13 protein-coding genes are annotated in these 14824 nt (G+C 35.8%); 5 read left to right on the forward strand and 8 right to left on the reverse strand.

Annotated elements, in window-relative coordinates; genetic code table 11:
- Positions 1-2: 2 nt before the first annotated feature.
- The 4 genes from R2Q59_RS19675 (at position 3) to R2Q59_RS19690 (ending at position 6644) form a co-directional block, all read left to right on the forward strand.
- Entirely contained in the window at positions 3-1790 is a 1788-nt protein-coding gene (locus R2Q59_RS19675) for a hypothetical protein (protein ID WP_316787140.1), read from the forward strand.
- Between the two features lie 146 nt (positions 1791-1936).
- Positions 1937-3571, forward strand: coding sequence for a TldD/PmbA family protein (locus tag R2Q59_RS19680; protein ID WP_316787142.1), 1635 nt, complete (start codon positions 1937-1939; stop codon positions 3569-3571).
- Between the two features lie 2 nt (positions 3572-3573).
- Entirely contained in the window at positions 3574-4890 is a 1317-nt protein-coding gene (locus tag R2Q59_RS19685) for a TldD/PmbA family protein (RefSeq protein ID WP_316787144.1), read from the forward strand.
- 113 nt (positions 4891-5003) lie between these two features.
- The gene (locus tag R2Q59_RS19690; protein WP_316787145.1) at positions 5004-6644 is read left to right on the forward strand and encodes a TldD/PmbA family protein; all 1641 of its coding nucleotides are present in this window, start codon (positions 5004-5006) and stop codon (positions 6642-6644) included.
- Positions 6645-6749: 105 nt separating this feature from the next.
- Here R2Q59_RS19690 and R2Q59_RS19695 read toward each other — a convergent pair whose 3' ends face one another.
- The 4 genes from R2Q59_RS19695 to R2Q59_RS19710 form a co-directional block, all read right to left on the reverse strand.
- The gene (locus tag R2Q59_RS19695; RefSeq protein WP_316787147.1) at positions 6750-7193 is read right to left on the reverse strand and encodes an SRPBCC domain-containing protein; all 444 of its coding nucleotides are present in this window, start codon (positions 7191-7193) and stop codon (positions 6750-6752) included.
- 70 nt (positions 7194-7263) lie between these two features.
- Positions 7264-7680, reverse strand: a complete 417-nt coding sequence (locus R2Q59_RS19700; RefSeq protein ID WP_316772069.1) for a VOC family protein — start codon at positions 7678-7680, stop codon at positions 7264-7266.
- A 503-nt stretch (positions 7681-8183) separates the two neighbouring features.
- Positions 8184-8381 (reverse strand): hypothetical protein, encoded by a 198-nt coding sequence (locus tag R2Q59_RS19705; RefSeq protein WP_316787149.1) that lies wholly within the window; start codon positions 8379-8381, stop codon positions 8184-8186.
- A gap of 50 nt (positions 8382-8431) precedes the next feature.
- Positions 8432-9007 (reverse strand): thymidine kinase, encoded by a 576-nt coding sequence (locus R2Q59_RS19710; protein WP_316772600.1) that lies wholly within the window; start codon positions 9005-9007, stop codon positions 8432-8434.
- Between the two features lie 94 nt (positions 9008-9101).
- Here R2Q59_RS19710 and R2Q59_RS19715 point away from each other — a divergent pair, with 94 nt between their 5' ends.
- Entirely contained in the window at positions 9102-10136 is a 1035-nt protein-coding gene (locus R2Q59_RS19715; RefSeq protein WP_316787150.1) for a hypothetical protein, read from the forward strand.
- Positions 10137-10230: 94 nt separating this feature from the next.
- Here R2Q59_RS19715 and rodA read toward each other — a convergent pair whose 3' ends face one another.
- Genes rodA through mreC form a run of 4 tightly spaced genes read right to left on the reverse strand, consistent with a single transcriptional unit; the run spans position 10231 to position 14800 of the window.
- Positions 10231-11493, reverse strand: a complete 1263-nt coding sequence (gene rodA / locus R2Q59_RS19720) for a rod shape-determining protein RodA (protein WP_316787151.1) — start codon at positions 11491-11493, stop codon at positions 10231-10233.
- Positions 11477-13468 carry a penicillin-binding protein 2 gene (gene mrdA, locus R2Q59_RS19725; RefSeq protein WP_316787152.1) on the reverse strand — a complete coding sequence of 664 codons (1992 nt, stop codon included), beginning with the start codon at positions 13466-13468 and terminating at the stop codon, positions 11477-11479. Before mrdA ends, rodA begins: the two co-directional genes overlap by 17 nt.
- A complete protein-coding gene (locus tag R2Q59_RS19730) occupies positions 13468-13983 on the reverse strand; it encodes a rod shape-determining protein MreD (RefSeq protein ID WP_316772084.1) in 516 nt (171 codons plus the stop codon). The genes mrdA and R2Q59_RS19730 overlap by 1 nt, the downstream gene beginning before the upstream one ends.
- Positions 13973-14800, reverse strand: coding sequence for a rod shape-determining protein MreC (gene mreC / locus R2Q59_RS19735; RefSeq protein WP_316772087.1), 828 nt, complete (start codon positions 14798-14800; stop codon positions 13973-13975). The genes R2Q59_RS19730 and mreC overlap by 11 nt, the downstream gene beginning before the upstream one ends.
- Positions 14801-14824: the final 24 nt, after the last annotated feature.

The following is a 14824-nucleotide window of genomic DNA, read 5'->3' on the forward strand; positions in this document are numbered from 1 at the left end:
CAATGGAGTTTAACTATATCATCATTCTTGTTTGTGTAGCCTTGGCGGGTTTCTTAATTTTTAAAGAATTCAAAAGGAGCGATAAATCTAGATTGATTTGGAGATGGATAGCTAGTGTTTTGATGATTGCCTGTTTTGCATTATTAATTATTCCGATCAATTATTCAGTAAAAAAACAAGAAGCAGCAGGTGTTTTAAATCTACTAACTGAAGGTGTCGCTTTAGATACTATTACAAGTATAAGAGACACAAAGTACGATTTAGATTCAACGCTGTTTGCCATTAGAAAAAATCAAAAAATTAATCATATAGCAGATTTAGCTTATTATTTAAAGGAGCATCCAAATGTTAAAAAGGTAAACATTTATGGTTATGGGCTTAGTGCAAATGAGCTTAAAATATTAAAGGATAAAGAAGTTTCTTTCCATCCAGCAAATCTGCTTTCTGGTATTATTTCCGCCAGTTGGCGAAACAAATTAAAAGCTACAGAAAACTTCAAAGTTCAAGGTGTTTATCATAATGCTAGCAAGGAAACTGTTAAGCTAAAACTTTGTGGAATGGGTGCAAGTCTCGATTCGGTAAACATTAAGCCTAGCGCAGAATTCAATTTTTCTTTAGCAAATACACCAAAACAAATTGGTAAAGCAGTATTTACTTTAATTGCCTTGCAAGGAAAAGATACATTGTCAGTTGAACCTGTACCATTTGAAGTAGAAAATAAACAACCAATTAATGTTTTAATTTTAGCATCCTTTCCAGATTTTGAATATAAGTTTTTAAAGAAATGGCTGTATGAAAATCAATATGCAGTTGCTTTAAGAAGCCAGATCAGCAAGAATAAATACAGCACAGATTTCTTGAACATGAAAGCTGTGAATGTAAATCAGCTTAATCAAGCTTTGCTTAAAAATATGGATTTAGTGGTTATAGATGAGGATGAACTTGCTGCAATTCCTACAACAGATAGGTCTTCAATTTATAATGCCGTAGATAATGGAATGGGTTTAATTGTTCGAGTAACCAATCCAAAACCTCAAGCTAACGTTCAGAACTTTAACCAATATGAAGTGCTTTCTGCAATAGAAAAACCATTGTCTTTAAGGTCGTCTGATCAGTTGAAGTTTAGTGATTTATCTTTTAAACAGACTTTGTTTTTAAAGTCAGGTGTAAACAATCAACCTTTGATTACCGATGAAACAGGGAAGATTGTAGTGAACAGTAGGTTAAGTGGAATGGGAAAAGTTTTAACCTCTACTTTTTCGTCAACCTATCAATGGCAATTGGCAGGTAAACAATCTGATTATAGTAACTTTTGGTCTTTGCTTTTTGCTAAATCGTTAAGAAAGAAAATGGAAAGCCAGTCGTTCGCCTTAGTGCCACAATTTCCATCGGTTGATGAAAAGACAAGGTTAGTGCTTAGCTTGGCTGATGGAAAAGTTCCCAATATTTCAATAGACAGTGTAAAGATAAGTCCAAGGCAAAATATGGAAATACCATCTGAATGGGATGGATTATATTGGCCAAAATACTATGGATGGCAACGTTTATCTATCAATCAAAAAACAGAAAACATCTATTTTTATAAAAAGACTGACTGGAACAATGCGAAAAACTTCATCAAACTGCAGCATACAGCAAATTTCGTAGCTAACCAAGCATCTGAAATGAAGAATGATGGTAAAATTGAGTATTTAACTACGGAAACGGTAAATAAATGGTGGTTTTTTGTAGGTTTTATGTTGGTTATTTCTTTCTTATGGTATGAACAACGTTTTTTGGCTAATAAATAACCGATTGAAACTAAAATGTTATACTTCTAAGTGGTTTTGCTAAGCTAAAATAGCTACCTTGTTTATCGAACCACTAACCGAGCTTTTAGCAAGCTCTTGTTACCATTAAAACATTAACACTTACGATAAACTAAAACTAAACAGCTTTGAAAAGAAAAGACTTTCTCTACTTATCTGGCATAGGTGCAAGTGCTTTGCTTTTGCCGGATTTCTCGGCCTATGCAAATCCGATCGACCCTTTACAAGCCCTCGATAAAATAGACGTAAAAATCAAAAAAGAACTAGCTGATGTTGCTTTAAATGCAGCAAAAGCTAAAGGAGCAACTTATACAGATGTTCGTATTGGTCGTTATTTAAATCAATTTGTTTCTACTAGAGACAAACGTGTGCAAGGAGTAGCCAATACTGAATCTTTTGGTGTAGGTATTCGTGTTATTGCTAACGGATGTTGGGGCTTTGCTGCTACCAATACAGTAACCAAGGAATCTATTGCTAAAACTGCTGAAGAAGCTGTTGCGGTTGCAAAAGCAAATGCTAAAATTCAGGGTGAGGCTGTTCAATTAGCACCCCAAAAAGGCTTTGGCGAAGTAAGCTGGAAAACGCCTTTGGAGATCAATTCATTTGAAGTTCCCATCAAAGAAAAGGTAGACTTGCTATTAAATGTAAATGATATTGCCATCCAGAATGGAGCTAGTTTTATAAATGCAGCACTATTTGCAGTGAATGAGCAAAAATACTTTGCTTCAACCGATGGCTCATATATAGATCAAGATATTCATCGTATTTATCCAACATTTGGAGTAACGGTTATCGATAGGGCATCAGGTAAATTCAAAACTCAGTCGGCATTAAGTTCGCCAATGGGTATGGGTTATGAGTACATGAATGCCAGACCAGAAGATAAAGTAAGTGGTGTAATTACTCGCTACAAAGGTAGGTACGATATACTGGGTGATGTGAAAGAAGCCACTCGTGTAGCCAAAGAAAAAATTACTGCAAAATCTGTAGAGGCTGGTAAATATGATTTAGTTTTAGACCCATCACATTTGTGGTTAACTATTCACGAATCTGTTGGTCACCCGACTGAGTTAGACCGCGTTTTAGGTTATGAGGCAAATTATGCAGGTACTAGTTTCTTAACCTTGGATAAATGGCAGTCTAAGAAATTCAAATTTGGTAGCGATAAAGTAAACATCATTGCAGATAAAACTCAAGTTGGCTCTTTAGGCGCAGTAGGTTATGATGATGAGGGAGTAAAATGCAAACAGTGGAATTTAATTAAAGATGGAGTTTTAGTTAACTACCAAGCCATTAGAGATCAAGCCCATATTATTGGCTTAACAGAATCGCAGGGTTGCTGTTATTCACAAGGGTGGAATGATGTTCAATTTCAGCGCATGCCAAATGTTTCATTAGCATCTGGTCAAGCAAAATTAAGTGTGGACGACATGATCAAAAATGTAGAAAAAGGCGTTTATATTATTGGTGATGGAAGTTATTCCATAGATCAGCAACGCTACAATTTCCAATTTGGCGGTCAGTTATATTATGAAATCAAGGAAGGTAAAATTGTAGGTATGCTTAACGATGTGGCTTACCAATCAAATACTCAAGAGTTCTGGAATTCATGTTCAGCAATTTGCGATGAAAGTGATTATCGTTTAGGTGGTTCATTTAACGATGGTAAAGGACAACCTGGACAAAGTAGTGCCGTTTCTCACGGTAGTTCTACAACAAGATTTAATGGAGTTAATGTTATCAATACAGCTAGAAAAATATAATTATGGCCATATTAAGTAAAGAAGAAGCCCAAGCAATATTAAAAAAAGTACTCAGCTTTTCTAAGGCAGATTCATGTGAAGTGAGTTTGAATGGATCTAACGGTGGTAATATCCGTTACGCTCGTAATGCTGTTTCTACTGCAGGACAAGTAAACGTGATGAGTTTATCGGTAAACTCAACCTTTGGTAAAAAAACTGGATCAGCATCTATTAACGAATTTGATGATGCTTCGCTTAAAAAAGTAATAAGCAGAGCTGAAGAATTAGCAATGCTTGCACCAGAGAACCCTGAGTTTATGCCTTTGTTAGGTGCTCAGACTTTTCAAGAATCGAAAACATACAATGAAAATACAGCTGCCATGACGCCTGATACCAGAGCAGAAATGGTTGGTAAAAGTTTAGGTGTAGCAAAGGCTGCTAATTTAGATGCTGCAGGATTTTTAGAAAATTCTACTCGTTTTAATTCGGTAATGAACTCTAAGGGTTTGTTTGCTTATAACAAATCGACCAATGTTTCATTCTCGGTTACCATTAGGAATAAAGAGGGAACAGGTTCTGGCTATGTAGAGCAAGATTTCAACGATTTGAGTAAAATGGATGTGCTTGCATTAAGCAAGATTGCGGCTAGCAAAGCCACAGGTTCTGCAGGTGCAAAAGCCATTGAACCAGGAAAATATACAGTGATATTAGAACCATTAGCAGCTAGTGATATTTTAAGCAATATGTTTAGAGGTTTTGATGCCCGCAGCGCTGATGAAGGAAGAAGTTTCATGAGTAAAAAAGGAGGAGGAACTCGTTTAGGAGAGCAATTGTTTTCTGAAAACGTAAATATCTACTCTGATCCAATGAATCCTGAATTACCTTCTGCTACTTGGAATGGTGATGGTTTAGCATTAAAAAGAACAGATTGGGTTAAAAATGGTGTAGTTAAAAACTTAGCTTACTCTAGATTTTGGGCAGAGAAAAAAGGTGTAGAACCTGTGCCATTTGGAAGAAGTATGGTAATTGAAGGTGGAACGCAATCTTTGCAGGACTTAATCAAAAGCACCGAAAAAGGAATTTTAGTTACTCGTTTTTGGTATATCCGTTCAGTAGACCCACAAACATTATTACTTACAGGACTTACACGTGATGGTACTTTCTACATTGAAAACGGCGAAATCAAATTCCCTATTAAAAACTTTAGGTTTAATGAAAGTCCGGTAATTATGCTAAATAATGTAGAGGCTTTAGGTAAACCAGTTAGAACAGGTAGTGGAATGATTCCTCCAATGAAAATAAAAGACTTTACTTTTTCATCATTGTCTGACGCAATTTAATTAGCTGATCATTATTATAAAATTTGTCATCCTGAGCCTGTCGAAGGACTGAGTAAATACTTAGATGCAGTTTCGATAGGCCCAAGTGGCTTTATTCAAATAAAACCAAGAAATTGAGAAGAAGAGATTTTTTATACATGACAGGTGTAGGCACAGGTGCAGCAATGTTGCCTAGCCTAAATACTTTTGGTAGGTTAATTTCTGTTGAAGAAGCCTTAACGCCAATAGATGTAAAGCTAAAAAAACAAATGGCTGATGTAGCTCTTAATGCTGCCAAGTCTAAGGGTGCAACTTATGCCGATGTTCGCATTGGGAGATACTTGAATCAGGTTATAGCGACAAGAGATGCACGAGTAGAAAACGTAGCAAATGGAGAATCGTATGGTATGGGCGTTAGGGTTTTAGCTAACGGGTCATGGGGCTTTGCGGCTACTAATAATTTAGATAATGATAGCATTGCCAAAGCTGCCGAACTAGCGGTTGCCATAGCAAAAGGTAACTCTAAATTAATGACTGAGCCTGTGCAGCTGGCACCACAAAAAGGATATGGAGAAGTGAGTTGGAAAACACCACTTGAAGTTAACTCGTTCGAAGTTCCTATTCCTCAAAAGGTAGAATTATTACTAAATGTAAATGCCGAAGCGCTTAAAGGGGGAGCGAAATATGTAAACTCCAATTTGTTTATGATCAATGAGCAGAAATATTTTGCATCAACAGATGGTTCTTATATTGATCAAGATATCCATAGAATATGGCCTACTTTTACGGTTACTAAAATTGACTCTGCGAGTGGTAAATTTGAAACCCGTAATGCTTTAAGTGCACCAATGGGGATGGGATTTGAATACTTAACTCCTAAAGATAGCGAGAAGATAAAAGGTGGCCCAGTAACGATGTACAAAAAACGTTACGATATGTTTGAGGATGTGAAAGAAGCAACCGTACACGTAACCGAAAAACTAAAAGCAAAGCCAGTTCCGGCAGGTAAATACGATTTGATATTAGATCCTTCGCACCTTTTCTTAACCATCCATGAATCTGTTGGTCATCCGACAGAGTTGGATAGAGTATTAGGCTATGAAGCGAATTTTGCAGGTACAAGTTTTTTAACTTTAGACAAATGGGAAAGTAAAAAATTCAACTTTGGTAGCGAACAAGTAAACATAGTAGCTGATAAGTTGGAAGTTGGTTCATTAGGGGCAGTAGGATATGATGATGAAGGTGTAAAATGTGGCAAATGGGATATCATTAAAAACGGAATTTTGGTTAACTATCAAACCATACGTGATCAAGCTCATATATTGGGATTGGCAGCATCACAAGGTTGTTGTTACGCAGATAGTTGGGAAAGCATTCAATTCCAAAGAATGCCAAATGTATCTCTTGCACCAAGTAACACAGAATTAACTGCTGCGGATATGGTTAAGGATGTAGAAAAGGGAATTTATATGTTTGGACGTAATTCTTATTCAATTGATCAACAGCGATATAATTTCCAATTCAGTGCACAATTAGCTTACGAAGTTAAGGAAGGGAAAATAGTAGGTATGTTTAAGGATGCTTCTTACCAATCCAATACACAAGAATTTTGGAATGCTTGTGTCAAAGTTTGTGGCAAAGGCGATTATAGACTAGGCGGAACTTTTTCAGATGGCAAAGGACAACCTAGTCAGGCAAGTGCAGTTTCTCACGGCAGTGCTACAACTCGTTTTAATGGCGTTAAAGTAATTAATACGGGTAGTAGGATAGGGTAGATAATGATGTTGTCAGGCTGAGCGTAGTCGAAGCCTACTTTCTAAATCTAATAGAAAGCATTTCGACTACGCTCAATGTGACATTTCCGTTTAAAAAACTGCTGTTTATCCTTCAGCTAACTCTTTTACTTTGGCTAAAGCCTTAGGCCACATACCAGCAAACATCTCTATCATTTGCGTGTTTTCTTCAGATTCTTCCATTTCCATGAAAATATGCAGATTGGTTTTTCCTCCTAAATCTGTTAGGGTATAGTTTTCTTTAGCACCAGCCCAGCGCTTAACCTCGTCACTGTCGAAGTCTTCAATGCCATTTTTAATCATTCCTAAATGCTCAATAGACATATATTCGTTGGGTACGGCATCATTAATTCTAGAAACCATCCCGCTATCTTCAGAACCAAGAAATAAAGCCTTGCTTCCTTTTTGCCAATCAGTTTCTACTCTCGAACCTTCGCCAAAAGCTGCGGTCCAAATTGGATAGGTTTTTTCGCCAAAAAGTACATCCCATACTTTTTCTCTCGATGCATTGATTTCAATATTAAATTCCATAGTATAAATATTTAGTAATTAGTATATTTTAGTTAAACAGACTCTTGACTAGTGACTCCCAACTCAAAACTTAAGAAGACATTTTACTAAAGTCCATATGTAAAAGGTTCCATCTATGTCCATCAAGGTCGATGAATCCACCACCATACATCCAGCCATCTTTTTCTCCGCCTTTGGCATAAATTTTACCGCCTGCATCTTCGGCTTTTTGCAACATTTCATCAACTTCTGCTGGGCTTTCGGCATCAATAGAAAACAAAACTTCTGTTCCTTTTGAGGTATCTGAAATCTTGTTTCCGCAAAACCCTTCAATGATGTCGTTTCTAAATAACATCATTACAAATTTGCTTTTCTCGCCAATAAAGAAGGATGCCATGGTATCGGAAAATGGAAATCTCTCATTTTTTTTAAAGCCCATCTTGCTGAAGAATTCAACTGATCTACTGATATCTGCCACTGGCAAGTTAGCCCAAATCTCTTTTGTCATAATTTCTATATTTAGTTTATACTAAGTTCGAAATTATTTCAACTAATTATTGGGGTAAAAACGACAATATTAAGGGGTAAAAGAGACAGATGATTTAATTGTTGTAATTTGGCTTGTGCGACTTAATTTGGCATTATTTAATCAATCTATAAAGAATACTTCAAAATAAAGAGTATGGATAAATCATTTTATTTTCGTTTAATTTTTTATGTTTTGATAACCTTTATATTAAGGGGATTATTTCTTTTAACAGCATTTTTAAGAGGTTATGGCTCTGCTAGTGATCATACAATAGACGAGGTTATCTTAAATATAATATTCTTTACGATAAATATTATTGCGTTTTTTCTATTTCTAAAATTAATTAAGAGTTATACCAAAAGAGAATTTTTACTGATAGCTATTTTGTGTCTTTTGTTTTGGCTTGGATTGCGTTTATACTATAACTATTTGTCCATTGTATAAGTACGATTAGAGCAACTATCATTGATTTTAAACTACTATCAACAAGTGGTCCTTGTCTTTCTCACTTGAATAAATCCGCCACCAATCAACGAAAAAGTAAACTCCCAAAAGCCATCACCATCTTCAAATTTGATATCCTCTACTTCACCAAAAGTACCAATGCCATTGCTAATTGAATCACCAACTTTAACTTGGGTCAATTCGCTTGTAGGCGTATTATCGTTTAAGATTTTCATAATTAAAGTTAAATAGACTGATGACTCTTGACTACCGACTCAAGACTTCTTTAGCCCATCGTATTATAACAAGCCCTACATCTAGGCTCATAACTATCTTTTTCGCCTAGAAGGATTTTGGCATCATTTACAACCGTACGGTAAGAATAAACAGCAGGGCTTCCACATTGCATACAAACTGCATTTACCTTAGTTACATGTTCTGCTATAGCTAACAAAGCAGGCATTGGGCCGAATGGTTTGCCCAAGAAATCCATATCTAAGCCAGCAATAATTACCCTTATTCCTTTTAAAGCTAATTTATTACAAACGTCTGGTAGTTCTTCATCGAAGAATTGGGCTTCATCAATTCCTACAACTTGTGTATTTGCACCTAATAATAAAATGGCAGAAGAGCTGTCAACAGGTGTTGATTGGATAGAGTTTAAATCGTGTGAAACAACAGCAGTTTCATCGTATCTAGTATCTGTTTTGGGTTTAAATATCTCTACATTCAGCTTTGCAATCTGTGCTCTTTTTAATCTTCTAATTAATTCTTCCGTTTTACCAGAGAACATGGAGCCGCAAATTACTTCTATGCTTCCACAAAATTCTCCTCTTCTAAAGTTTTGCTCGCTGAATAACATTTGTAAAGGTATTTTAGCCAAATATAAAAGAATTTTATAGTACTTTTGATTGTCATTTATTAACATAAATCACCCATTTTTTCGTTAAGTTACTATGATGAACCAAGCAGATCTTTTTAAGAAATTAGGATTGATATTAACTGAATTGAATGAGCAATATCAATTCTTAGCTCAAAACCCGCAACAACTCAGTGAGTTAGAGCTAGAGCTTTTTCATGCTAATGCAAACTTCTTGGCAGACCACGTACAAATCATCAAAAAGATAAATGCCAATCAGCAGCCACCTCTAGTTTTGGCACCTGCCGATGAAGAAGTACCTGATGTTGAAAATACAGTTACTTTTACCAATGATGATACACAAGAAGAGTGTATGATTGAGGATATAACTTTTGCAGATCAAAAAGAAGAGGAGCAAGAAGTTGTTTTAGAGAAAGAAGAACCTTTAATTCATTTTGAAGAAATTGAGCATGAAGTTTTTAAGCTAGATAATGAACCCTCTACTTTCGAATTTATTTTAAATGATCATGCTGAGCACGAAAAATTCGAATTTGAAGAGAAAAGTGTTGATGAGTTATTTAATCGTCCGTTGAGCGAAGAAGAAGAGCGAATCATTGAACAAAAAAGAAAATTAAGAGAACAACCGATATCAGATATTGTAGAACAAGAAGAAGATGAAATTGGTCCAGAACCTTTTTTGGTTACTAAACAAGAAGTAATAGAAGAAGAGGAATTCCCAATTGAAAAGGAAGATCTTGAATTGGAAGTTGCACCTATTGAAAATATTGTTGTTAACAAAGTAGAGCCAGTTGAAGATCCGACTTACAAGCCGACACTAAACGACTTATTAGCAAAATCAAGAGGCGAAAATATCAATGCAACAACAAATGTTGTAGTTAAAGATTTAAAACAAGCCATTAATCTAAATGACAAGTTGCTTTACATCAAAGACTTATTCAATGGTTATAATTTGGCTTATGCAGAAGCAATTGATTTAGCCAACAAACTCCCCAACTTTGAAGCAGCTGATAACTTTTTCCAGAAGAATTACGCTGTTAAAAATAACTGGGCAGAAAAACAAGCTACTGTAGATAAGTTTTACACACTACTAAATAGCAGATTTAAGGATTAAATTTCGGCTCAGCTTTTTAAAAAGAAATAGATTTTTTTAGACGACTTGTTTATCAAACATGTTCTCCTCCTCTTTGGGGAGGTTGGGAGGGGCTTTAAATAAATCCCATCCTATTCGAATCAAGCTTTAAGAAGATAAACAACAAAATTGTAAAGCTCCAAAGTGATGACCCTCCGTAACTAATAAATGGTAAGGGAATACCGATTACTGGCATTAACCCAATGGCCATTCCTATATTAATAAATACGTGGAAGAAAATAATGCAGGCAATGGAATAACCATATACTCTTGAAAACGTAGATTTTTGTCGCTCAGCAATATTTAATATCCTAAGCAACATAAATATATAAAGTCCAATTACTACAAAACAGCCTACAAATCCCCATTCTTCGCCTACGGTTGAAAATATAAAATCTGTACTTTGCTCAGGTACATAACGCAATTTGGTTTGTGTTCCTTCTTTCCAGCCCCGTCCTGTTAATTGACCAGCGCCAATTGCAATTTGCGACTGCCTTACATTATAACCAACACCTTGATTATCTGTCTTAAGTCCTAAAATTAACTCAATCCGTGCTCTTTGGTGCGTTTGTAAAACATTATTGAACAGAAATTTAGCCACAAAAAGATAACCGATGGCTACAACTGTAATGATGGTAATGTTAATTATTCGCTGTTGCTTTTTTCTGTTGTTATAAATAAACAAGGCACCAATTATCAGAATTGAGGAAATCAATAAAAACGGTGATAAGAAGAGGTTAAGGATAAATAGGGTAACTAATCCCCAAAAAATAATCAGCAAGTAACCTGATAACCCTTCCCTGTATAATGGGAACATGAACGACAAGAAAACCAACATTGAGCCAGCATCTGGCTGAAGCATGATCAAACACATCGGTATTCCTATGATGGCTGCGGCAATTAATACAGGTCTTAATGTAGTAAGCTTTGGGTTAAACGAACTTATATATCTCGCCAATAAAAGTGCTGTTCCGAATTTGGCAAATTCTGACGGTTGTAAGCGAAAAGAGCCAATAGCGATCCACGCCTGATTACCCCCAACATTTTTTCCCACAACCAAAACAGCAAGTAGCAATAGCACGGTTACACCATAAATAATTGGGGCAAAGACGCTGAAGAACTTAGCATCCAATAATAAAATAGAGAGGCCTAAAACCAGTCCTGTGATGATAAAAATAAGCTGTTTGCCATATTCGGCTGCAAAACTAAAAGCTTCAGACTTATCTGGATTAAACTTTACGGAATAGATATTTAAAAAACCAATAGCACACAAGGCCACATAGATTAATATGGTAATCCAATCTACGTTAAAGAAAAATCTATTACTTTGAGGCTGCATTGTTTCTTGGTTTATCAGCTACTTTATTAAATGCATTGTTTGTATTCTTATTTTTTACTGGCAACGCTTTTTTAAGGCTGTCAGTTTTATTAAGCAAGCTGTCGGTTTTACTTTTCGGCCTAAATGGCTTAGATAAAAAACTAGGGAGCAAGTTGGCATCTTTATACATTTGAATAGTGCTTCCGTGTATCGTTCTTCCTGAAAGCGAATCTGTCAAGTACTTCTCTGCAATAAAACTTGCAATCGGTGCAGCGTAAGCGCCACCATAGCCACCATTTTCTACAATTACAGCAATGGCAATTTTAGGATTATCTCTAGGTGCGAAACCAATAAATACAGAGTGGTTTTTACCTCTACTGTTTTGTACAGTTCCAGTTTTACCACACATTATAATGTTTGGCAGCCTTGATTCGATGGCTGTTCCAATCGGGGTATTTACCGCATCTTGCATACCATCTATCACAGGCTCATAAAATCTTGCGTCTATACCTGCAAAATGTTTTTCCTTAAATCTTGGGTCAATACCTTTTCCGTTTCCAATCACCTTAACTACGTGTGGTTTCAAATAATAGCCTCTGTTGGCAATGATTGCCATAATATTTGCCATTTGTAAAGGCGTAGTGTTAATCTCTCCCTGACCAATAGCCACAGACATAATGGTCGTATTACCCCAATACCTTCCCTTATGTAGTTTGTCATAATCTGCCTTTCTAAAAAGCTTATATGCTTTTTCACCTGGAAAGTCTATGCCTAAAGTATCTCCTATGCCAAACTTTCTAACCTTTTTTTGCCAATCTTCGTAAGTGCTTTGCTGTTTAGCATAAGAGCCGCCATTTTTAGTCATCAGCTTTGCGAAAATAGTATAGAAATAAGTATTGCATGATCTGGCAATTCCTTTGCGTAATGCAATTGGCCCGTCAACGTGCTCACACTTAAATCTTCTATTGCCGGCAACGTAATAACCAGGACAGTTAAAGGTTGTGTTAGGATCTACAACGCCTTCACTTAAAGCTATTAATGCATCTAAAGGTTTAAATGCAGAGCCTGGGCTATATCCACCTTGTATGGGTCTAACCACAAACGGCCTATTTGGATTTGCCGTTATCTCACTATAGTTAGCGCTAAAATTATTACCTACTAATTTATTGGGGTCATAACCAGGGCTACTTACAAATGCTAAAACTTCGCCTGTGCTTGGTTCTAAAGCTACAATACTTCCTACCTTATGCGCTAAAAGTTCTTCACCAAGTTTTTGTATCCGACTATCAATTGTGGTTACTAATTGTTCGCCTGGGATGGCTGCCGAATCCAATTTCCCATTGTTGTAACTTCCTTGCGCTACGTTTTTTGAGTTAAAAAGCATGTGCGTAACACCTTTTGTTCCTCGCAAATCAATTTCGTATTTCTTTTCAATACCACCTTTTCCAATATAATCACCAGGTTTATAATAGCCTTGGTATTTTTCGAGATCAGTAGGCGTAACCTCCCTCATGTAACCTAAAAATTGTGCGGCAATACTATCTGGATAAAATCTAATCGTTCTTTTTCTTACGCTGAACCCTCTGAAGTTAAACATCTTCTCTTGCAGGGCAGCATAAGTCTCAACAGAAATTAGCTTTTGAAGAATAGATTCCTGAAACCTCGATTGTGAAACAGCCTTATCAAACTTTTTCCTGAACTCAATCGTGTCAATACCAATAATACGGCAAAGTGAAAGTGTGTCAAAAGGTTTTACTTGATTTGGGGTGACCAACAAATCATAAGTAGGCTGGTTTTGGGCTAGAACTTTATTGTTTCTATCTAAAATTACACCACGTGCGGGATAGGTATAGATTTTTCGAAGCGCATTATTGTTGGCACTTAAAAAATACCTATCGCTAACAACCTGCATATAAAAAAGCTTGCCCAGAAGAATAAGGGCAATGAGAACGAATAAACCTTGAATAATATATTTTCTATTAAACAGTTGATCCATTAAGTAGATTTTCTATTGTGGAAGATAGCTTCAACAAGTAACACAGTAAACATGGTAAATACAACACTTAACAAACTTCTTCCGAGGGTATAGGCTAATTCAGAAAGCTTAAAGGCCTCTAAAAAGAATAAAACTAAGTGATGAACAAAAATACATAATACTGCGTAGATAGAAAACCACTTAAAACCCATATTGCCTAATGAAGGTTCGGGTTCATCAATCGCATCGCGGTTTAAACTAACGGATATAAATAAAATCCTTACTAAGGCTAGTGCAACACAAGCAGAAGCGTGAACACCCATTGTGTCGTAAAAGGCATCCAATGTTAAACCTGTAAAAAAGGCTATTAAAAATAACAATAGGTTCGGTATCCTAAAAGGAAGGACAAGTATGAATAAAACGTAAACGAAAGGGGTAGAGAGGTTATAGAAACTTAAATTGCGCAATAAAAAGATTTGCACAAACAAAAGTACAATCCACCTAAATATATTTAAGAAAATGGTTTTACTGTTCATTAGGCAATTTTGGTGTTTCTAAAGCTTTTTGTTCGGCAGCTAATTTATTCTTAATTACATAAACATACTGCAAAGTACTAAAATCATTAAATAAGTTAATTTCAAGGTCACCATTTTCAAGTTTCCTACTTATTGTTCCAACCTCAATTCCTCTTGGGAAACCGCCCGAACCCGAGGTTATCACTGTATCTTTTAAATTGGTTTTAAAATGATTAGGAATTTCCTTTACAAAGGCTTTTCTATAATCAAAATTCCCTTCTCCCCAAACTAACGAGCCTAATGCATTATTCTTCTTAATACTTACGCTAATCGGCGTATTGGTATGTAGTAAACTTCTAATGGTTGCTAAATGAGGCGAAACATCTAAAATAAAACCAACAACTCCTTTTTGAGGAGAAATAACTGCCATATCTTTTTCAATGCCATCAAGGCTCCCTCTGTTTATGGTGATTACATTATTACGCTGACTAATAGAATTCTTAATTACTTTGGCAGATTGATAAGTAAATTGAACATTGTTTACTGTATCATTAACTACAACAGTTTTACTACTATCAACCTCTTTTAAAGCTAAAAGTTCAGTTTTTAGTTTAGCATTTTCGTTGGCGAGGCTATCATTAACTTGCCCCAAGTTTAAATACCTCTTTAAAACATTTAAACGCTCGTAAGCACTTCCCACAACTTCGTTAGTAGAATTTAGGGTAATACTACGCTGATATGCATTATTTTTAAGCGTTAAAATAATGCCAATGGTAAAGAAAATGATGAAAAAGAAAAATGCGTTATATCTGCTTATGAAAATCCAAAGGTTACGCATTCTAGTTATGAGTTTGGAGCTTGG

The organism is Pedobacter frigiditerrae, assembly GCF_032678705.1.
GTDB lineage: Bacteria > Bacteroidota > Bacteroidia > Sphingobacteriales > Sphingobacteriaceae > Pedobacter > Pedobacter frigiditerrae_A.